Annotated in this window: 11 protein-coding genes; 2 read left to right on the top strand and 9 right to left on the bottom strand. The window is 68.4% G+C overall.

The features are described 5' to 3' along the window. The first annotated feature begins 18 nt into the window (after window positions 1-18). Complete coding sequence (locus LOY33_RS16545; protein WP_054915177.1) at window positions 19-246, top strand: hypothetical protein; 228 nt, start codon at window positions 19-21, stop codon at window positions 244-246. A 200-nt stretch (window positions 247-446) separates the two neighbouring features. Further along, window positions 447-737, top strand: a complete 291-nt coding sequence (locus LOY33_RS16540) for a DUF3077 domain-containing protein (RefSeq protein WP_258659414.1) — start codon at window positions 447-449, stop codon at window positions 735-737. On the opposite strand, the gene LOY33_RS16535 is transcribed toward LOY33_RS16540, so the two are convergent. From LOY33_RS16535 to LOY33_RS16495, 9 genes are read right to left on the bottom strand one after another with little or no spacing between them, the layout of a single operon-like run. Further along, window positions 734-1,531, bottom strand: coding sequence for a thioesterase II family protein (locus LOY33_RS16535; RefSeq protein ID WP_236176648.1), 798 nt, complete (start codon window positions 1,529-1,531; stop codon window positions 734-736). The genes LOY33_RS16540 and LOY33_RS16535 overlap by 4 nt on opposite strands. Continuing rightward, a complete protein-coding gene (locus LOY33_RS16530) occupies window positions 1,518-3,248 on the bottom strand; it encodes a fatty acyl-AMP ligase (RefSeq protein WP_123752379.1) in 1,731 nt (576 codons plus the stop codon). Before LOY33_RS16530 ends, LOY33_RS16535 begins: the two co-directional genes overlap by 14 nt. After that, window positions 3,241-3,504, bottom strand: coding sequence for an acyl carrier protein (locus LOY33_RS16525; RefSeq protein WP_043860793.1), 264 nt, complete (start codon window positions 3,502-3,504; stop codon window positions 3,241-3,243). The genes LOY33_RS16530 and LOY33_RS16525 overlap by 8 nt, the downstream gene beginning before the upstream one ends. Continuing rightward, complete coding sequence (fabD, locus tag LOY33_RS16520; RefSeq protein WP_258659413.1) at window positions 3,501-5,318, bottom strand: ACP S-malonyltransferase; 1,818 nt, start codon at window positions 5,316-5,318, stop codon at window positions 3,501-3,503. The genes LOY33_RS16525 and fabD overlap by 4 nt, the downstream gene beginning before the upstream one ends. Further along, a complete protein-coding gene (locus LOY33_RS16515) occupies window positions 5,315-7,975 on the bottom strand; it encodes a beta-ketoacyl synthase N-terminal-like domain-containing protein (protein WP_258659412.1) in 2,661 nt (886 codons plus the stop codon). Before LOY33_RS16515 ends, fabD begins: the two co-directional genes overlap by 4 nt. Next, complete coding sequence (locus tag LOY33_RS16510; protein ID WP_258659411.1) at window positions 7,963-9,453, bottom strand: NAD(P)/FAD-dependent oxidoreductase; 1,491 nt, start codon at window positions 9,451-9,453, stop codon at window positions 7,963-7,965. Before LOY33_RS16510 ends, LOY33_RS16515 begins: the two co-directional genes overlap by 13 nt. Continuing rightward, window positions 9,446-12,985: an alpha/beta fold hydrolase gene (locus LOY33_RS16505; RefSeq protein WP_258659410.1), complete on the bottom strand. Its 3,540-nt coding sequence runs from the start codon at window positions 12,983-12,985 to the stop codon at window positions 9,446-9,448. Before LOY33_RS16505 ends, LOY33_RS16510 begins: the two co-directional genes overlap by 8 nt. Window positions 12,986-13,013: 28 nt before the next feature. Next, window positions 13,014-14,330, bottom strand: a complete 1,317-nt coding sequence (locus LOY33_RS16500; RefSeq protein ID WP_258659409.1) for an NAD(P)/FAD-dependent oxidoreductase — start codon at window positions 14,328-14,330, stop codon at window positions 13,014-13,016. A 34-nt stretch (window positions 14,331-14,364) separates the two neighbouring features. Beyond that, on the bottom strand, window positions 14,365-20,946 hold the full coding sequence (locus LOY33_RS16495) for an SDR family NAD(P)-dependent oxidoreductase (RefSeq protein ID WP_258659408.1): 6,582 nt from the start codon (window positions 20,944-20,946) through the stop codon (window positions 14,365-14,367). Window positions 20,947-21,020 lie beyond the last annotated feature (74 nt).

Raw genomic sequence — 21,020 nt, 5'->3', positions numbered from 1 at the left:
CCAGTGTTGGAGATAGCCATGCTGAAAATCGTCCCAGACCCACCGCACCACGCCACCCAATCCCTCGAAGACATCCTCATCCAACTCTCCGAATACCTGCTCTGCGCACAGACCGTGTCGCAGCACGCGGTGCTACTTCATTCCCAAGCCCCCCAGCAGATGCTCAGCCTGGCGGCCGTGCATGAGATAGAACACGCGCGGGGGTTGGTGGAGGTGGCGTTGAGTCGGGTTCAGGCTGTTCACTGATGAGGTAGTAGGGGGCTTGGGTGCTATGCGACCGCGTTGCGGTCGTTCGCGGGTCAAGCCCGCTCCTACAGGGTTTTGTGGTGTGCATTCGGCTACGGCGGTGTCTGCATTCGCTGGCAAGGCCAGCTCCTACAGGGTTATGCGGCGCCTGTAGAGCCCCCACACCTCCTGAAATTGGCAACGCTGCAGGAGCATTTTGGATGGACAAGGATTCGATTGCACCCGCCACAAACGCGATCAAAACCATCGGCGTCGGCACCTTCGGCGAAGGCGAAGCAGCCTCCAACGCCGACCGGCTGTTCTGCGTGCAACCCGGCCACAATGCGCATTTCGCGCTGGAGCAAGCCGCCGCGCTGATGAGCTGCGTGTATAGGCTCACCCTGCAAGCCGGCACCCAGCAGGACACCTCGCTGATCTGGGCCGCGCACTGCCTCAGCGGCATGTCAAAAGCCCTGGTCGAGGACGTGGCTCACGCCATGCTCACCGACTAGCCACCCCGCACAGCAGCGGGCGAAGGGCGCCGATGCTGCCCCTCGGCCGCTGCAAGGCCGTCACCGATCACCCGCACCCGCGCCATCACCACCTGCGGCTGCTGCATCACCGCAAAGTGCCCGCCCTCGATCATGCGCAAGCTGAAACCACCCTCGGTCACGCGCTGCCAACAACCCAGCGATTCAAAGCGCACCTGCTCGTCACCCATACCGCCAAACGCATCCACCGGGATGTCCAGGCCGCGCACATGCGTGTGGCGATACCCCAGAATCAACTCCAGGTCGGCCTGCAGTATCGGCACCGCCAGGTCCATCATCGCCTGGTTCGCCAGCACCTCCCGTGGCGTGCCGGCAAGGTTCGCCAGGTAATCGCGCAAGGCCTGGTCATTGAGTGCTGGCAGGCCAGCGCACACGGGCAGCCAGTCCGGGCTCTGGCGAGAAGACACCAGCAGGTGCACGGGCTTGCGCACCCCCTGCGCCAGCAACACCCGCGCAGTCTCGTAGGCGAGCAGGGCGCCCAGGCTGTGCCCGAACAGCACCAGCGGCTTGTCGGGCAACGCCTGGCACTGCTCGGCAAACGCCGCGGCCACCTCCGTTACCGAGCGGGCGAACGGCTCGCGCAAGCGCCGGCTTCGCCCCGGCAGTTCCACAGCGTACAACTCGCATACCCCAGCCGCCGCCTGCTTCCACGCAAAGAAGCTCTGCGCGCTGCCGCCCGCGCAGTGAAAGCAGACCAGGCTGACCGGCGCTTCGGCGTCTGCCAGCCACTGCACCAGCGGCTCAGCGGGTTTCATCGAACAGGTCCAGCTCGCTCGCCAGGTACAGCTGGCGCATCTTCGCGCGCTGGATCTTGCCGCTGGTGGTCTTGTGCATGCTGGTGGGCTGCACGAACACGATGCGGTTGAGGGTGATGCCGTGCTGGTCCACCACTGCGCTGCGTACCACCGCCTTGAGCTGACGCGGGTTGTCCTGCAGCCAGCGCTTGATCTCGCGGTTCAGTTCGATGGCCGCCACCAGGGTCTGGCGCTGCTGCTCGTTGTCGTGGCTGAACACCGCGCAACTCTGCGGGCGCACCTCGTCCAGGGCTTCGATCACGGTGTACTCGATGTCTTCGGGGTGCAGGTTGCGGCCCTCGCAGATGATCAGGTCCTTGAGCCGGCCACACACGTACAGCTGGCGGTCGTCGGGGCCGACAAAACCCAGGTCGCCGGTGCGCAGGTAATCCAGGGGGCTGCCATCGTCGATCCGCGCTTTGAAACCCGCCTCGGTCGCCGCCGGGTTCTGCCAATAGCCCTGTGCAATGCTCGGCCCGCGTAGCCAGATTTCGCCGATGTGCCCAGGCGTGCAGCGCTGTCGGCTGGCCGGGTCGACGATTGCGATTTCCACCTCCCACGAAGGCTCGCCACACCCCACCAGCTCCTGCGATGCCCCCGCATCCACGGGCACCACCACCGAGCACACCGGCCGCCCTTGCGGCCCGCCGCTCACGAACAGCGTTGCCTCCGCCAGCCCATAGCACGGCACAAACGCGCTGGCCCTGAAGCCATGCCCCGCATACTGCTGCGCAAAGCGCGCAAGGCTTGCCGGGCGTACCACGTCGGCGCCGTTGAGGGCGTGGGTCCAGTGGGACAGGTCCAGGCCCTGCAGGCGTTCGGCGTCGTAACGCTCCACCGCCAGGTTGTAGGCAAAGTTCGGCCCCCCGGCCAACCGCGCCTTGTACCGCGCAATGGCCTGCAACCAGATCAGCGGCTGACGCACGAAGGTCGCCGGCGCCATGATCACCGTGTGGTTGCCCAGCACGATGGGCAGCAGCTGCCCGAGTATCAGGCCCATGTCATGGTGGTGCGGCTGCCAGGTGACGAAGTCGCTGGTGTGGTCCAGCGCCCAGCTGTCGCGCATCATGCGCAGGTTGGCGGTGATGTTGGCGTGGCTCACCCTCACGCCCTTGGGCGCCGAGGTGGAGCCGGAGGTGTACTGCAAGAAGGCGACGCGCTGCGGGTCACGCTCCGCAGGCCGGGCGAACGCCAACGGTGCGTCGCAATCGTCGGTAGGGCTCAGCATCGCCAGCGCCGCCGCCGGGGTGCCGGCAAATGCCTGCTGCAGCATTGCCTGTTCGCTTGCGGCCACCAGCAGCAGGCGGCTGCCGCTGTCATGCAGAATGCTCAGGCAACGCTCCACCCGGCGCCGGTTCGGCAGGTTGACGGGGACGGCGATGCGGTCGGCAATCAGGCAGGCCAGAAAGCTTGCGATAAAGTCCAGGCCCTGCGGGAAGAACAGCGCCACGCGATCACCCGGTTCACTCACGGCCTGCAACTGGCGGGCGATGGCGTTGGCCCGCCCCAGCAACTGCTGGTAGCTGACCTGCTGCTGTTCTTCCCCCTGGTCGTCGAGCAGGGTGAACAGCACCTTGTGCGGGTGCACCCAGGCGCGCAGCGCCAGGCTATCGTGCACCGCCAGCAGGCCGGTTGCACTGGCCAGTTCCTGTGGGCTCAGGCAGCTCTTGTCAAACATGCGCGGCCTCCCCACGGGCGGCAATCGCCGCGATGGCGAGGGCCAATTCGGCGATGGTCGGGTGCTCGAACACCAGGGTCGGCGACAGGCGCAAGCCAAACTGCTGCTCCAGGCTGCCGATCAGTTTCATGCCCGCCAACGAGCCGAGCCCGAACGCACCCAGGGGCGTATCCAGGTCGATGTCCTCGGGCGGCAGGTCCATTTCACAGCAGATGAATTCGCTGATGCGCGTTTGCAGCGTCTCGACCAGGGTCATGGCGTTGTCCTTGAAGGGCAGAGGGGAGGGCAGAGCAGGTTGAGCAATTGCTCCGTGGGCATGGGAATGGGCAGCTCGGGCCGGCAGCGCCGGCGCCAGCGATTGAACAGCCACAGCGAGGCATCGCCCGGCTGTTGCCATTGGTTGAGGCCGGCGAGCATGTGGGCCTGCAGTGCGCGGCGTGCGCAGGTGGCTTGGGTCGCGGGGTTGGCAGCGTCGCCAAGGCGGTCGCGCAGCGCGGCCTGATCGCCGCCGCTGTCGCTGAGGTAGAAGGCCTGCAGCGCCTCGGCCTGTTCGTTGCGCAAGCTGTCGAGCACGTAGCCGGGCGTGCGGCTGGCGAACTCGGGGTAGCGCCAGTCCGTCAACGGGCGATGCTCGGCCTGTGTCATGCCGGCAAGCTGCTGCTGACGCTCGACGGGCAGGCCGGCCTCGCTGCCCAGCAGAAACACGCTGCCGCACACCACGAAATCCACCCCCATATCGAACATCGCCTGGGCGCTGGCAGGGCTGCCGATCAGGCCGCTGGCGCCGATCTTCGGCCCGCAAGGCTTGCGCCGGGCCAGCGCTGCCAGCAGCAGGGGCAGGTGTGTATCGGCAGCAATCACCAGCGCATCGGCGTCAGCCTCCAGCTCATCGATGCACTCGACCCGCACCTGCCAACGCACCCCAGGGCAGCGCTCACGCAGGGGCTGCCAGTGGGCCGGCACCTCGATGCAGGCCAGTGTCTGGTCCGCCAGCCAATCAATCAGTGCCGGATCAGCGCGGCCATGCAGGCGGATACCGAAACGGCCGCCCACCTGCGGCTCGGCATTCAGGCGCAACACACGGGCCTTCAACTGTTTCTTGTCCAGGCCGTGACTGTCGATCAGCCCCATGGCCCCGTGGCGCGCCAGTTCGCTCAGCAGCGCGGGGGCGTCAGGCGCAATCACCAGCACAGGGCGCGCAGGGGCATTCGACCGCTCAATGGCAGGCTGCTCACGAATAGCCTTGAGCATCCCACCCAGAATCGCAGGCTGGCCGATCTCGACAAAATCCTCGACGCCCTCGGCCAGCATCCGCTCGATCACCTGCTGCCATTGCACCGGGTGGGTCAGGTGTGTGGACAGTGCCTCCACCAGCCCGTCGCGGGTATGCGGGCGCGCGTGCACGTTGGCGATCACCGGGAATGCCGGTTCGCGAAACGCTCCGCTCATGCGTTGCAGAAACTCCCGAAACGGTTGCTCCACAGCGGCCATGTGCTCGGTATGAAAGGGCCCGCTCACCTTCAGCGCAATGGCCCGAATCCCCCGCGCTGTGCAGTGCTCCAGCAACTGTTCAAGGGCTGCCAGCGTGCCCCCTACGATGATCTGTGTGGGGCTGTTGATATTGGCGATGGCCAGGCCTGCATCCGGCCGTTCGTCCAGTAGCGCCTGCACCCGCTGCCGGTCCTGGCCCAGCACCGCCACCAGCCCGCCGCCCTGCACCTGGGCCATCAACCGCGCCCGCTCGATGACGATGCGCAGGCCCAGGCTGAAGTCCAGCGCGCCGGCAGCGGTCAGCGCCGCGTACTCACCCACGCTGTGCCCGGCCGCAACGCTGGCAACGGCGCCATCCTCACGTGCCGCCAGGTAGCCAAGCCACGACACCACATAGATGGCCGGCTGGGTGAAGGTGGTGAGGTTCAACTGCTGCTCGGGGTCTTCCAGGCACAGACGCTCGATCGAGTAACCCAGCACAGCATCGGCTTCGGCCACCAGCGCCGGAAAACGCGCGAACAACGCCGCGCCCATGCCCTTGCGCTGGCTGCCCTGGCCCTGAAACAGCCACGCCTTCATGCGCTCACCTGCTGGCGCACAAGGTCGAAGGCGCGCATCTGCATGCCCGCCAGGCGCAGTGCGCAGCGGCCATCGGCCGTGCACAGGGCCACATCGAAGGTCATGCCCTGGCGCTCGACACTCAGCTGCCGCGCGTCTCGCAACGCCTGGGGATCAAGCGTCAGCGTGCGAACGCGATAGGGCAGGCTGGTGCCCGCCGCCGTGCTCAGGTGGGTCAACAGCGCAGCCCACAGCCGGTAGCCGTCCAGCCCCTGGGGCAGTGTCGCCTGCACACCCTCTGCCGTGACGGGCAACGCCTGCAACACGGGCGGGGCAGCAACCGCAGCCACGGTCTCGACCTGCAGCAGCACCTGCCCGCCCACACTCACCTGCCAATGCCGTGGGGCGCGGGTAAAGTGCAGTGTGTCGCTTGCCGCAAGGGCAACCGGCGGGCCAAAGCACACATCGTTCCAGTGCAGCACGCTGCTTGGCTGGGCCACATGGTCCACCAGGGCGGCCAGCGCCATGCATGAACCCGGCAGCGCCGCGCCAGGCGCCCAGCAGTCGAGCCACGCCTGTGCCGGCGTGGCCGGCGCAGGTGCTGCGACGGCTGCGCTGTACCACACCCGCTCCAGCCGCCAAGGGTAGGCCGGCAAGGGATACTTGTGTGGCCGCGGTTCGTCGCCATACAGCGTGGCCCAGCCCGGGCTCGGCACTTTGCCGGCCACCCAATGCGCAGCCCATTGCTCGAGCAGTGCACGGTCGGCCCGGCCACTGCCTGCCTCCGGCGCCGGTTTGCCGGTCAGCCCATCAGCGCTGTGCCACCGGGTATCCGAGGGGCAATCAGACGACCCCAGATACGCCCGCAGCTGTTCGAACAACGCCTCGCGGCTATCGACCACCACCGCCAGCCGCCGCACCATCGCATCGCGCCCCTCCTGCAGGCTGCGGGCGATGGCCGCAAGGCTGGCCGACAGGTCGCCCGGCAACGCATTCAAGCTCTCCAGCCGTGCCGCCTCTTCAGGCTGCACCGCCGCTTCGCCCACCAGCCGCTCCACCACCTCTTCAAGGCTTACCGCACCGCGCCATGCATCGATGGGTACGTCCAGTTGCAGGGCGTCCAGCGCCTGCTCCAGGCAACCTACAAAATCCTCGGCGTCCACCTTCAGCTCGGCAAGCCGGGTGGCCACACCGTTGCCTGGCATCAGCCCCAGCAGGTCGCGCAGACGTTCGTCCAGCGCCTGGCGCAGCGCGCCGCCGGCATCGGGCAAGGGCTCGCCAAAGGCCGCCAGCAACTGCCGCGCACGGGCGCGCAGGCCGTCTTCATCCTTGGCCGACAGCAGCACCAGATACGGCTGGCCGTCGGGCACGCCAGGGCTGTCGCTCCCCCTGTCGGCAGCCTTGAGCACCACATGCGCATTCACCCCGCCAAACCCGAACGCACTCACCCCGGCCAGCAGCGGTGCATCCTGTTCGCCCATGGAATGCGTGGCATCGGGCAGATAGAACGGGCTGCCCGCCAGCTCGATCTGCGGGTTGAGCGCGTCATGGTGCAGGTTGCCCACCACCTGGCGATGCTGCAGGCACAGCAGGCTCTTGATCACCGAGGCAATCCCGGCCGCGGCTTCCAGGTGGCCGATCTGGCTCTTGAGCGCGCCCAGTGCGATGGGCGTGCCGGCCTCGGTCGTGGGCAGGGCGTTCTTCAGCGCATTGATTTCAATCGGGTCACCCAGCGGCGTGCCGGTGCCGTGGGTCTCGATCATCCGCGCCTGGCTGGGGCAATGGCCGCTTTGCTGCCAGGCCCGGGTGATCACCTCGGTCTGCGCCTTGGGGTTGGGCGCGGTAAAACTGTGGGCACGGCCGCCGTGGTTCTGCGCGCTGGCGCACACCTGGCCGTAGATGAAGTCGCCGTTGGCCTGGGCTGCCGCCAGCGGCGCAAGCACCAGCGCGGCCACCCCTTCGCCGCGTACATAGCCGTCGGCACTGGCAGCGAAGGTCTGGCAATGTCCGGCATGGCTGAGCATGCCGGCCTTGCCGAAGGCGATGAACAGCTCCGGCCCCAGCAGCAGGTTGACCCCGCCCACGATCGCCAGCTCGCATTCACCGTCCTGCAGTGCCTGCCGGGCACGGTGCAGTGCCACCAGCGAGCTGGAGCAGGCGGTGTCGATGGCCTCGCTGGGGCCGTGCAGGTCCAGGCAGTACGACACCCGGTTGGCGATGGCCGTCAGCGCAATGCCGGTGCCGCGCCAGGCATCACTGGGCACGCCGTCGCGGCGCATCAGCGTGGGGTAGTCGGCATGGCCCACGCCCACGAACACCCCCACCCGCCGTTTGGCCAGCTGGCCCGGCGCGTAGCCGGCATCTTCCAGCGCCGCCCAGGCCGCCTGCAAGAACAGCCGTTGCTGCGGGTCCATGCCTTGCGCTTCGCGGGGCAGAATGCCGAAAAAGCGCCCGTCGAAGCGGTCGACCCAGGGCATGAAGCCGCCGCGCTGGCAGTAGGTGGTCTCTTCCCCGGGGTTCAGCGCGCTGTCGTGGTCGCGCCAGTTCCAGCGCTCGGCCGGCACCTGGCCGACCGCATCGCGGCCTTCGCGCAACAGCTGCCAGAACGCGCGCAGGTCTGGCGCCCCCGGCAGGCGAGCGCTCATGCCGACCACGGCGACCGGCGTCACGACGGGCATGAGACCGGCTCCCGCTCTTGGACGTGGTGTGCGGCGCTGCTGGCGTCATAGGTGTGGGCGATGCTCAGCAACGGGCTCTGGCGATTGCCGGCCTGGGCCCGCTCGCGGCCCTGGCGCAGCTCCTTGGCCAGGTAGTGCAGGTAGGTGGGGCCGTGCATCTCGTAGTTGTTGCGTGGGGTGGCCAGGAACTCGCGCTCGATCACCTTGCGCTCGGCGGCAATGTGCGCGCGCTCGGCCTCGGCACCGGGGCGCTGGTACGCACCGGCAAAGTAGTCGGCGGCCACCTCGGCCTGGCGCTCCATCATGTCCAGAAAGCCCCAGGTCACGGCCTGGAACACGCCGATGAAGGCAAGGTTCGGCACCTCGGGCAAAAAGATCCGCTGGTACAGCGGAATGCGGTTTTCCTCGATCTGCAACAGGCTCTGGGGCAAGAACGGGAAGTCGGTGTGATAGCCTGTGGCGTAGATCACCGCGTCCACTTCCAGGCTGCTGCCATCCACGAAGTGCACGGTGTTGCCGTCGATGCGCTGCACCTGCGGCACCACCTTGAGCTTGCCGTCGCCCACGCGGTTGGCGAAGTTCTCCGACAGCGTCGGCAGGCTCGACATCATCAGGTGGTCGGGCTTGGGCATGCCCAGTTGCTTGCGCTTGGCGATCAGCAGCTTGTACAGGCCGGTGAACATCAGCCCTGTCAGCGGGTAGGGCAGAAGCTTCTTCACCCACCAGTCGTTGAGTGGGCCCATCACCTTGTCCACGCGAATGCCGAACAGGTAGTGCGGCAGCACGTACACCCCACGGCGCAGCGACAGGTAGGTCATGCGTGCATCGTGGCTCACGTCCACGGCAATCTGCGCGCCGCTGTTGCCCACGCCCACCACCATCACGGTCTTGTCCTGGTAGGGGTGGCGATAGCGATAGTGCTTGGAGTGGATGCTGTCGATCCGGGCAGTGGCTGCGTAGTCCGGCAGGTTGGGCGTGTTGTGGTGCCCGTTGGCGACCACCAGCGCGTCGTAGTGGCGTACTTCGCCCGAGCCCAGGGTCACCCGCCAGGTGCCGTCGGCCAGGCGCTCGGTGTGCTGCACCGGGCACTCCAGGTGAATGCTGTCGCGCAGCGCGAAGTGCTCGACGAAGCTGTCCAGGTACGCATGCACCTGGCGGTGCGAGGGGAAGTCCGGGTAATGCGACGGCATGGGGAAGTCGCTGAACTGGTACAGGCCCTTGGGCGTGTTCATGTTCATGCTGTGCCACACCGAGGTGTGCTCGCCCGTGTGGTCGAAGGCCCAGATACCGCCGATGCGGTCGCGCTTGTCGAAGCAGTCGAAGGCAATGTGCTTGCGCTTGAGCGCGCGGGCCATCGACAGGCCGCCGACCCCGGCGCCGACGATGCACACCCTGGGGCCTGGCCCGGTCAGCGGGCGAATGGCGGCCGCACCCGGTGCGGCGTGGCTTGGCGAGTTGACGCGAGTGTGCTCAGTCACAGGTTGGGTCCTTTTTTTTAGGGTGGGTGAGGCTCGACAGAAACTGCGCAGTGCGCGTATCGCCAAGGTGCCGGTTGTGTTCGGCGCAGTCCTGCAGCACGCCGTCCACGCCCCGGGCCAGGGCCCGGCGCAGGTTGGCGACCATCAGGTCGATGCTGTCGCGGTCGATGTTCAGCGGCGGCAGGTAGCGCAGGCAGTGGTTGTGGATCGGGCACACGGCTGCCGCCACCCCGCCTTCGGGGTCGCGCAGCAGGCTGCCCCACAGCAGGTAGCCGAAGCTGCGCTCGACAAACGCCGGGGTGCCGGCCAGCTCCAGCTCCACCGTCAGCAGCAGGCCCTCGGCGCGCACCGCGCGAATCAGCGGGAACGCCCGTTGCAGCTCCAGCAGGCGCTGGTGGAAGTACTCCCCCTGCGTTCGCGCATGGGCCAGCGCACCCTCGCGCTCCAGTGCCTGCAGGCAGTTCAGCGCCAGGTGCGCGCTCAGCTGGCTGATGCCGCGCCCCTGCAGGTCGGCCACGCGCTGCGGTTGTCGCTGGGCGCCAGCCTGGGTCACGGCCTCGCTGCACAGCACCACGCCCATCGGCAGCAGGCTGTCGCACAGCGCGCTGCCCAGTGCCACGATATCCGGCTGCGGCACCTGTGCCTGGCTGTGCAGCAAGCGCCCGGTCATCAGGTTGGTCTGGGTTTCGTCGATGCCCACCAGGTAGCCGCCGGCGTCGCGATGGCGCTCGATCATCGCGATCAGGTGGGGCGGCACCGGGCGCGAGGCATTGGCATCGACCTGGATCGTCTCGAACCACACCAGGGCGATTTCGCCGCTCAGCAGGTGGCCCTGCAACTGCGCCTCGGCGTCTTCGGCCAGCGGGTCGATGAACACGGTATGCGCATGCAGTGGCTCGAACGGCGCGCGGAAGATATCGAAGCCCAGCGTGTGCGAGGCCGCGGCGCTGAGCATCGAGAACCCCAGCCCGCCGCTGAAACACAGCAGTTTGTGACGCTCGCCCCTGGCCGCCAGCAGGCCGAGGGTCAGCGCGGCCTCCACGGCGGTGACGTTGCTGGAGGCCGGCAGCGCCATCGGCAGGCCGGTGTTGTGCTGCAGCAGGCCTTGCAGCTCGCCCCAGTAGTCACGCCGGGTGTCGTGCTGGCGCGCGACCTGCTCGATCACATCCAGCGGGTTGAGGCCGCGCGGGCAGGTGCCCACGTTGACGAAGCAGTCGATGATTTCCCGCGAGGGTTCGCCATCGTGCATCAGCCGTGAGCGCACCCCGCGAGCCTCGTGGAAGCGCCCATCGAAGCCGTGCATGCGGGCGATCTTCGCGTAACCGCGGTTGCCGTAGCACAGGTGCGCCTGGTAGGTCGCTTCGCTGCTGCTGGCGATGCGGCGCAGTTCGCGTTGTTCATCCACGCTCAGCCCGGCGGCGAACTGCGCCATCAGGTGTTCGAAGGCCAGCTTGAACGGCAGGCCGAAGTTGCTCATCACATGGCGTACATAGCTTTCGTTGGGCGTCATCAGCCACGGGTTCTTCACCCGTTCATGTACCAGGCAGGCGCCCAGCGGCGCCTGGAACCCGCTCAGGCCCTCGCCCAGCACGATCAGGTCGGGGCTTTCGCACAACGCCAGCAACGGCCAGTGCCCGGCCTGCCGGGCAGGCTCCACCACCAGGCTGAGAATGCCGCTGCCGGCCAGCTCGCGCAGCCAGGCATCGCAGGCCTCGGCGTTGGCGTCGGCGGCCTGGATGCAGGCCACCGCCGCCAGTTGCTCGGGCCCATGCTGGCGCTGGTAGGCCAGCGCCTGGGCAAGGCTCGCCACCACCCGGATGCCGGGTACCAGTGCACTGGCATCGGCGCGCTGCAGCGGGTTGAAGTAGCGTGCCCAGTAGCCGCTGTCGTCGATTAGCAGCAGTTCGCCCTGGCCGTCGGGGGTGCGGTTGCGTGCATGGTGGCGGGCCAGGCGCAGGGCCGCATCCAGGGCTTCCTCCAGCGAAGTCATGAAGTAGCTGCGGTAATCGGCAGGCTCGCGCTTGCCGCGCTTGGCCAGGTGATTGAGCAGCAGGGCGGTCTGCGCGGCGGGCGCCGACAGGATCGCGCAGTGGCCCTGTTCGCCCTGGCGCACGTAGTCTTCCAGCGTCTGCAGGGTGTGCGCGGTGGCCGGCTGAAACACCGGGGGCACGGGGTGCCGGGCCGGGCCTTCGGGGGTTGGCAGGTTGTGCAGGAACTCCAGCAGCAACTGGTTGTAGCGTTGGTGATGGGTAAAGCCCAGCAGGTGCCCGGCGCCTTGCACCTCGATCAGTTCGGCATGCGGCACGGCGTTGGCGATCAGCGCCGAATAGGCCGGCGGCTGATAGGCATCGTCGCTGGCGCAGATGATCCTGCACGGGCAGTGCAGGTTGCCCAACTGCGGGCGCAGGTCGAAGTCGCCGATCACCTGCTGGTAGGCCGGTAGCGCTGCCATGTTCCAGCCGCGGTTGAGGGTCATGAAGCGCGGGCTTTTCTGCAGCTCGCCCATCAGTACCGGGAAGTTCGACGCGCCTTCGCTGAACGGCGAACTGACGCTGATGCACAGCCCTGCGCAGCGGTGCGGGTGGGCCAGGGCAAAGGCCTGGGCCAGCACGCCGCCGAACGAATAGCCGATCACCGGCAGCGGTTGGTCGATACCCAGCTGATCCAGCAGCACCACGATATCGGCCACCAGGTGCGCAATGTCGAACGCAGGCGGCAGCTCGGCCTCGCCGCAGCCGGGCAGGTGCAGCATGATCAACCGGTGCCCGCGCCCCAGCGCCTGCAGTTGCAGGCGCCACATCACGTCGTACTGCATCACCAGCCCGCCCAGCATCAGCACCGGCGTGCCGCTGCCATAGGTCGCGCATTCCAGGCGCGGCGCGCCGGGTCGGTGGATCTGCACCCGCGTGGCCTGCTGGCACAGGCTGAGCTGTTCGTCGAGCAGGGCCTGGCTGGGCTCGTACTCGTTGCTCGCTTGCGTGCCCTGGACCACCGCCGGGGCAGCGGGGGCGAGGTGCTCATAGCGTTGCCACAGCGCCTCGATGCTCAAGGGGCCTTGCGTAGCGGGTGTGGCCACTGCGCCGGCAGCCACGGGCGCAACCACCTGCGCCATCGGTGGCGCCGCAGCCACAACCGGTGCGGGGGCGGGCAAGGGCGCACTGTCGCTGTAATGCTCGAGCAACTGCCCGTGATGGTTGGCCAGCAGGTAGCCGCAGAAACTCTGCAGGTTCTGGAATTCGAAGAACACCGTCGGTGGCACGCTGATGCCGAAGCGCTGGGTGAACAGCGTGCCGATTTCGGTGGAGGCGATGGAGTCCAGGCCATAGTCCATCAATGCACGCGTGGGCGAAAAGTCCGCCGGGTCGATCTTCAGCACGCCCAGCAGCAGATCGCGCAGGTCCTCCAGCAGGCGCTGCTCCAGCGGCGGCGCGGCGCCGGCATCCAGGCTGTCGAGCAGCAGCAGCGCCTGGCGCGCACTCAGCGCGCCGGCATCCGGGTCGCCCGTCAGGGGCAGGTGGGTCGGTTGGTTCATGGTCGGTTCCCCGGCGTGTCGTCGATGGTCAGGCGCTACGCGCCAAGGGTGGCGAGGGCTGCAGCCGCGCGGTCAGAAAGTTCACGGCCCGGATGAACTTCCACAGGTCCACTTCGTGGGCGTGGCGCTGGGTCTGCATGAAGCGCTGCTGGCCCAGGTCGAGCAGCTGCGGCTGACGCTTGATCTGCTGCACGGTGTGCCAGGCCGGGCTGCGCAAGGCACGGGCCTGCAGGTAGGCGGCCACGAAGCGCCCGGTCATGTTGGCCAGGTTGCCGATGCCCGACGGCGTGTTGAGGTAGCCGACGAACACCAGGTCGTCGTACTCGGCCGGCAGCATGCGCAAAAACAGCGAGTCGAAATCGCGCTGCCAGTCGAAGGTCTGCAGCGGCAGAAACGGCAGGTCGATGCCGTAGCCGGTGGCCCATACGATCAGGTCGATGGTGGCTACGCTGGCGTCGCAAAAGTGCACCTGCTGGCCGTCGAAATGGCTGATGTCGGGCTTGGCCTGCACATCGCCATGGCCGATGTAGTAGAGAATCTGCGAGTTGAGAATGGGGTGGCATTCGCGAATGCCGTGGTCCGGTGCGGGCAGGCCATAGTCGCGCCCGTCATAGCCGGCGAACTTGAAGCTGCGCTCCACGTGCGCCCAGTATTGGTCCTCGTCGGCAAATTTCGGCGCCTGGTCCATCAGCCATTCCTGGGTCGGCTGGCCATCGATGAACTTGGGCATGTAGTGGTAGCCGCGCCGGGTCGAGTGCAGCGCCAGGCTGGCGGTTTGCGCGGCGTCCACGGCAATGTCGCAACCGGAGTTGCCGCCACCCACCACCAGCACGCGCTTGCCGCGAAACTGTGCCGAGCTGCGGTACGCGCTGGCATGCAGGGTCTGCCCGCTGAAGGTGCCGGGGTACTGCGGAACCTTGGGCGTGCCGAGCAGGCCGTTGCATACCACCACCGCCTCGTAGCGGGCCTGGCGCCCGTCGTCGAAGCTCAGCAGCCAGCCGTCGGCGGTCTTGTCCATGTGGGTGACGCGGGTGTTGAAGCGGGTGTGCTGCTGCAGCTGGCAATGCTCGGCCAGTTGCGTCAGGTAGTCGAACACCTGGGTGTGCCGCGGGTAGTCCGGGTAGTGCTCGGGCATCGGGAAGTCGGCGAACTGGGTGTTGCGCTTGGAGCTGATCAGGTGCACCGCTTCATACATTTTCGAGGCCGGGCCGTCGGGCTGCCAGTTGCCGCCGAAACGCGCGGTGGCCTCGATGATCTCGAAGGCCAGGCCCACTTCGCCGAGGGCCTTTGCCACGCCCAGGCCACTGGCCCCGGCGCCGATGATGGCGATAGTCGGCTGCTGCATTGCATCACTCCCTTGAAGGTGGAAACAGGCGAATTCAGAGCATCGAACGCAGCAGGTCGCGGGCCTGTTGCTGGCTGATTTCCCGGCGGGCCAGGCGGTCGAGAATGTCTTGTGGCGTCACCGCGGGCGCAGCGTGCGGTGGCGCCGGCAGCGGTGGGCTGCTCACCGTGGGCGGCGTACTGATCCAGTAGCGACGACGCAAGAACTCATAGCCGGGCAGCGGCACCTTTCGCCACGCCTGGGTCGCCGCTGGCGGCGTCGCGGGCAGGTGCGCATCGAGCCAGGTGCGGGCCAGCGCCGCACACTCGGGCGCAGGGGCCGGGCCACTGAGCAGCACCCGTGCGTCGTCGCCCGGCGGGTTCATCAACCATTCGCTCAACTGCCGGCGAAGCGCGTCGAAGTCGTCGGCCACCACGGCCAACCGTGCTTGCTCGAACGCCTGGCGCCCGTGCAGCAGGGTGCTGGCGACGTCCCGCGTGGTGAAGCAGCGCAGGCCCAGGTAGTGCTCGGGGTGCTGCGGTGCCAGGGCGTGTTCATGCTCCAGGCAGTCGACAAAGCGCTGCAGGTAGCTGCGCAGTTGCCCGGCGCTGTGCGCGCTGAATACAAAGGCCTGGGGGCCGGTGGGTGCGGGTGGCGCTTGCAGCGGGGCGTCCTCGATCAGCACATGGGCATTGGCGCCGCCGGCCCCGAACGAACTGATGGCGGCCACCCGGGGCAGGCCATCCGCAGGGTCCGGCCAGTCGGCCAGGCGCTGCTGCACCACGAAGGGCGTGTTGCTGAAATCGATGTTCGGGTTCAGCGGCTGGGCATGGATGGACGGCGCCAGTTGCCGGTGCTTGAACTGCAGCAGCACCTTGGTCAACGCGGCCATGCCGGCGGCCGATTCCAGGTGGCCGATATTGGCCTTGATCGAGCCGATGGGGCAGCGCCACTCGCTGGGTACCTGGGCGGCCAGGGCCTTGCCCAGGCCACGGATCTCGATCGGGTCGCCCAGGCTGGTGCCGGTGCCGTGGGCCTCGATATAGCCCAGCCTGGCGGCGGGCAGGCCCGAGCGCTGCAGGGCGCGGCCGATCACCTGGGCCTGCGCTTCGGCGTTGGGCACGGTATAGCCCGAGGTGCGCCCGCCATGGTTGAGCTCGCTGCCACGGATCACCCCGTACACGTGGTCGCCGTCGCGCAGGGCCTGGGCCAGCGGCTTGAGCAGCACCACGCCCACGCCTTCACCCGGCACATAGCCGTCGCCGCCGGCACCGAAGCTGCGGCACTGGCCCTGGGTGGAGGCGAAGTTCAGCTCGCACAGCATGCGGTACTTGTACGGGTGCAGTGACAGGTTCACCCCGCCGGCCAGGGCCAGCTCGCAACTGCCGCTGCGAATCAGGTCGCAGGCCAGGTGCAGGCTGGTGAGCGACGACGAACACATGCTGTCGACGGCGAACGAGGGGCCTTCAAGGTCCAGGCAGAACGACACGCGGTTGGCGATCGAGGCATACGAGGAGTTGGTCAGGGTCGCCGGCCGCGCGGGCCAGCTCGACGCACCATAGAACTGGTACTCGCCGTACATCACCCCCGCGACCACCCCCACGCGGCGTCGCTCCACGCCCGGCTGGCGCGGCCCGCACAGGCTCTGCGGGGTGTAGCCGGCGTCTTCCACGGCATGCCAGGCGGTTTGCAGAAACAGGCGCTCCTGCGGGTCCATGCGCTCGGCGTCGCGCGGCGAGATGCCGAAGAACAGCGGGTCGAAGCAGTCGAAATCATCCACCAGGCCGCCCCAGCGTGCATACAGCTGGTCGTCGCCGCCCGGTTGCTCCCAGCGCGAGGTCACTTCGCTGATCAGGTCATCGCCGGCCGCCAGGTGCTGCCACAGCGCCTGGGCATCGCGTGCGCCGGGGTAGCGCCCGGCCAGGCCGATGATCGCGATGTCCTGGCGTTGGGTGTCGGCAGTGCCCTGCGTGACCACCGACAGCGCGGGTGCTGGCGGCTCGACCACCACGGGGCCCGGTGCCAGCCGGGCGACTTCGGCCGGGTGCTCGTCGCCGAGCAGGGCGGCCAGCTCGCGCAGGCTGCGCACTTCGAACAGCACGGTCTTCGACAGGGTGGGGAAGTGCTGTTCAAGCCGGCCGTTGAGTTCCATCACCAGGATCGAGTCCAGGCCGAATACCTCCAGCGAGGTGTCGGGGTCGACCTTGTCCAGCGGTGTGGCCGTCACCTCGGCCAGTTGACGGGTGAGGTAGTCGAGCAGGCAGGGCGCGTCGCTGGCCGCCTGCGGCGCGACCTGCACAGGCGTCGCAGGCGGCGCCTCGATGCCGAACAACCGCGCAACCGCGTCGCGCTTGCCGCACACCGGGATCAACACCGCTTGCGCCAAGGCGAGGCAGCGCAGGAACGTGGCCACCCCCTGATCGCTCGGCAACAGGGCCAGGCCATGGCGAGCCAGCCATTGGCGCACCGGCGCCGGGGCCTGCATGCCGTTGTCGGTCTGCCACAGTGGCCAGGCAATCGACAGCGAGCGGCCCTGGCGCTGGCCGCTGGCACAGCGCTGCTGGCGGGCCTGCACGAAGCGGTCGAGCCAGGCGTTGGCCAGCGCGTAGGCGCTCTGCCCGACATTGCCGTACACCCCGGCCAGCGACGAGCACACCATGAACAGTTTCAGCGGGTCATCGGCGGTGGCTGCATCCAGATGGCGGGCGGCCAGGGTCTTGCCCTGGAGTACGCTGGCGCGCTCCTGGGCAGGTTGCCGCAGGAAGAACCCGTCCTGCAGAACCCCGGCACAGTGAATCACCCCGTGGCAGGCGCCATAGCGCTGGCGAATGCTGGCCAGGGCAGCGTGCAACGAGTCGGCATCGGCGCAGTCGGCCTGCCAGTAGGCGGCATCGTCGGCGCCCAGGTGCGTGAGGCGCTGCAGCCATCGGGCAGCGTCTGCATCGAGGGCGCGACGGCCCAGCACGGCCAGGCGCAGGCCGCCGAGGCTCGCCAGCGCTTCACCCAGTGCACGGCCGACGGCCCCCAGCCCGCCGCTGATCACCAGCACATCGCCGGCGCTCAGTTGCGTCGGCGCTGTGCCGGCACCCGGGGTGACAAAGCGCAGGCTCGCCACGCGGCGTTGCCCTTCGCACAGCGATACCCGGTTGACACCGGGCTGCGCAGCCGCAAGCAGTTCGTGCGCCAGCGCTTCACGCTCTGCGCTGCCGGGCTGGTGGCTGGTTTCGATCAGGTTGGCGCTCAGGCTGGGGATCTCCTGCACCACCGAGCGCAGCAGCCCTTCAAGGGCACTGACAGGGCCGGGGTGCAGTACGATCCGGGTATGCAGCGCGGGGGTGCTCTGGCCCTGGCACAGGTGGCGCAGCAGGTCTGCGGTGGCCAGGGCGGCGTCCAGCCCTTCGCCCAGGCCGGCGTCCTGGCTGCCGGTGCTGCGCAGGTCGATCAGCAGGCGTGCGGGTACCTGCTGCTGGCTGGTCAGCAGGCGCAGCAACAGGTCGATGTGGCGCGCATCGCCCAGGTCGGCCTCGACGGTGCGTGGTGAGGTGTAGTGGAACTGCTGCGCGGGTACCAGTCGCCAGGCGGCGTCACGCAGTTGCGAGGGTAACTGGGCGAAGGCTTGCGGGTCGTCGCACAGCAGCAGTGTGGTGGGCATCGGCCCGGGCGCGGCCGGGGTGGCGGGCTGGTGCTGCCAGTAGGGTTCGAGCAGATGCACGGCATGCTCGGGGTCGACGCGGTACTCGCGAAAGGCAAAGGCCTCGATGTCCATCAGCACCTGGCCGTCTGCATCGAACACCCGGAAGTCGTACAGGCGCATCTGGCTGCCCTGGGCAGCACGCGGGCGCACGTGCACGAAGCAGCGCTCGGTCAAGGGCCGGTAGCCGTGCAGGGCCTGGCAGGCGTAGGGCACGAAGGTGGTGTCGATCTGTGCATTGCCCTGGGCGGCGGTGACGAAGGCGCTTTGCAGCACCGCATCGAGCAACGCCGGGTCCAGCGTGCTCAGCGGTTCGCCCGGGCGCTGCTCGGGGCGCCAGTGCAGTTCGGTAAGCGCCTGTTGCTCGCCCAGCCACGCGCCGGCAATGCAGCGCAGGGTGGGGCCGTAGGCGATGCCCAGGCGCTCGAGGGTGGGGTACAGCGCGTCGAGGGCCAGCGGCCGGGTGCACTCGCTGCGCACCTGCGCCAGGCTTGGCAGGCTGTCGGCGGGCACCTGCACGGCGCGGCACTCGCCACGAAAGCTCGGGGTGGGGTCACTGGCCGGCAGCGGCTGGAACGCCAGGCGCACACCGTCGTGGGTGCGTTCGCTGCGGCATTCGATGCTGCGCTGCTGGCCGGGCTCGACGCGGATCGGGCTGGCCCAGGTCAGCTTGTGCAGGGTCAGCGGCAGGTCCAGGCCGTGGCGGCGCGCCTGGTTGCAGCACAAGTCGATGTAGGCGGCGGCGGGCAGCACCGGCTGGCCCTGCACCACATGGTCGCGCAGAAAGAACTGGCCGGCATCCAGGTGCAGCTGGGTGCTGGCGTGGGGCGCGGCCGACTCCACACGCGGCACCCAGTAGCGGTCCCTGGCAAAGGGGTAGAGCGGCGCGGCCAGTGGGCTGGGCGGCTGCGGCCAGAAGCGGCCCCAGCGGGCGAGCGTGCCGTCTACCCAGGCCGCTGCCAGTTCATCGGGGGCGCTGGCGCTCAGCTCGCGCGTTGGTGTGCCGGGCAGCAGCCGGCCCTGATAGCCCCCCGGCATCGATTGCACGAAGCGCTCCAGGCCAGCCTGCAACTGCGTCAAGTCGGCAGCTACCAGCGCGAAGCGATGGTCGAACGCCGGGCGGCAGCATTGCAGGGTGTAGGCGAGCTGGTTGGCCGATGCGTCGGGGTGGCGTTGCAACCAGGCCAGCAGGGCGGTGGCCTGTTCGCGCACTTGCGCTTGGCTGCGCGCCGACAGCGGGTACACCGCCGGGCCCGTGCTGGCGCTCGACGGTGTGGGTTCGGGGGCCTGTTCGACAATCACATGGGCATTGGCGCCGCCAGCGCCGAACGAGCTGATGCCGGCGCGGCGCGGGCCGTTGTCGCTGGTCCAATCGCGCGTGTCGTGGACGATCTGCAGGTGGCTGTGCTCGAGCCCGGCGTCGGGGTTCAGCACCCTGGCATGCAGCGACGGCGCCAGGCGCCGGTGCTGCAACTGGAGCACCACCTTGCTCAGCCCGGCCATGCCGGCGGCCGCTTCCAGGTGGCCGAAATTGGCCTTGATCGAGCCGACATGGCAGGTCGCCGAGTGTTGCCCGCCCAGTGCCTGCCTGAGCCCTTGCAACTCGATGGGGTCGCCCAGGCGCGTGCCGGTGCCGTGGGCTTCGATGTAGCTGATGCTGGCGGCCGGTACCCTGGCATCGGCCAGCGCCCGCTCGATCAGCGCGGCCTGGGCACCGGCGCTGGGCACGGTGTAGCCGTTGGTGCGCCCGCTGTGGTTGATCGCACTGCCCTTGATCACTGCCAGTATCCGGTCGCCGTCGCGCCGGGCCACCTCGAGCGGCTTGAGCACCACGGCCGCAACCCCTTCACCGGGCACGAAGCCGTCCGCCTCGCTGCCGAACGCATGGCAACGTCCGGTGGGCGAGAGCATGTGCTGCTGGCACAACTGCACGTACTTGGCGGGGTGGGTGTAGAGGTTGACCGCACCTACCAGCGCTGCCCGGCACTCGCCCTTGCGCAGGCTGTCGATGGCGCTGTGCAATGCCGTGAGCGATGACGAGCAGGCGGTGTCGATGGCCAGGCTCGGCCCGCACAAGTCCAGGGCGAACGATACCCGGTTGGCCACCGACCACGGCAGGCCACTGGGGATCGCCGGTTGCCCGGCCTGCCACAGGGCAGGGCCGAGCAGGGGGTAGGTGTTGCTGGTGATCCCGACGAACACGCCGACATCCAGCGCACCCTGGGCGCCGCGCAACAACTGGCCGCGCTCGCCCAGGTGGCCGCTGTCTTCCAGGGCATGCCAGGCGCATTCGAGAAACAGCCGCTCCTGCGGGTCGAGGCAGGCGGCTTCACGCGGGGCGATGGCGAAGAACTGCGCATCGAACCGATCGATATCGGGTAGAAAACCGCCCCATTTGGCATAGCTCAGGCCGCTGCTGCGGGCGTCGGTGCCCGCGGCGAAAAAACCGTCCAGCGGCCAGCGCTCGGCGGGTATCTCGCTCACCGAGTCGACACCCGCCAGCAGGTTGCGCCACAGCGCATCCAGGTCGTCGGCACCGGGGAAGCGGCCATGCAGGCCGACAATGGCGATATCGCCAGCGGGCTCCTCGTTGCACGGCGCCAGGGGGGCAATCGAGGGCCAGGCCTCGACGCCTGCGGCTGGTGGGGGCGGGCTGGGCGGGCGGCCCTGCAGGTAGCTGGCGCTGGCCTGCGGATGCTCGCGCAGCAGGTGCGTGGCAACGTCGCGGATGCAGCGGCAGTCGAACAGCAGGGTCTTGTTCAGGTCGGCGAAGAGGGGCTGGATCAGCTCGTTGAAATTCAGGATGGCCAGCGACGTGAGGCCGATCTCGTGGAAGGGCGCATCGTTGTACAGGGTGTGGGCCTCGACACCGGTCGCCTGCTCCAGCAGTTGACGCACCAGATCCATCAAGGCGGCGTGCGAACGGGCTTCCTCGGTATCGAGCATCTTCAATTCCTGAATAAAAGTTGACAGGCGACGGGCAGGCACACAGAGGCCGACGCCGCGGTGGCGTCAGCCTT

This window comes from Pseudomonas sp. B21-036 (assembly GCF_024748925.1).
Taxonomy (GTDB): Bacteria; Pseudomonadota; Gammaproteobacteria; order Pseudomonadales; family Pseudomonadaceae; genus Aquipseudomonas; species Aquipseudomonas palmensis.
The sequence above is the reverse complement of the archived record's forward strand: the minus strand, read 5'-3'. Positions and strand labels throughout refer to the sequence as shown.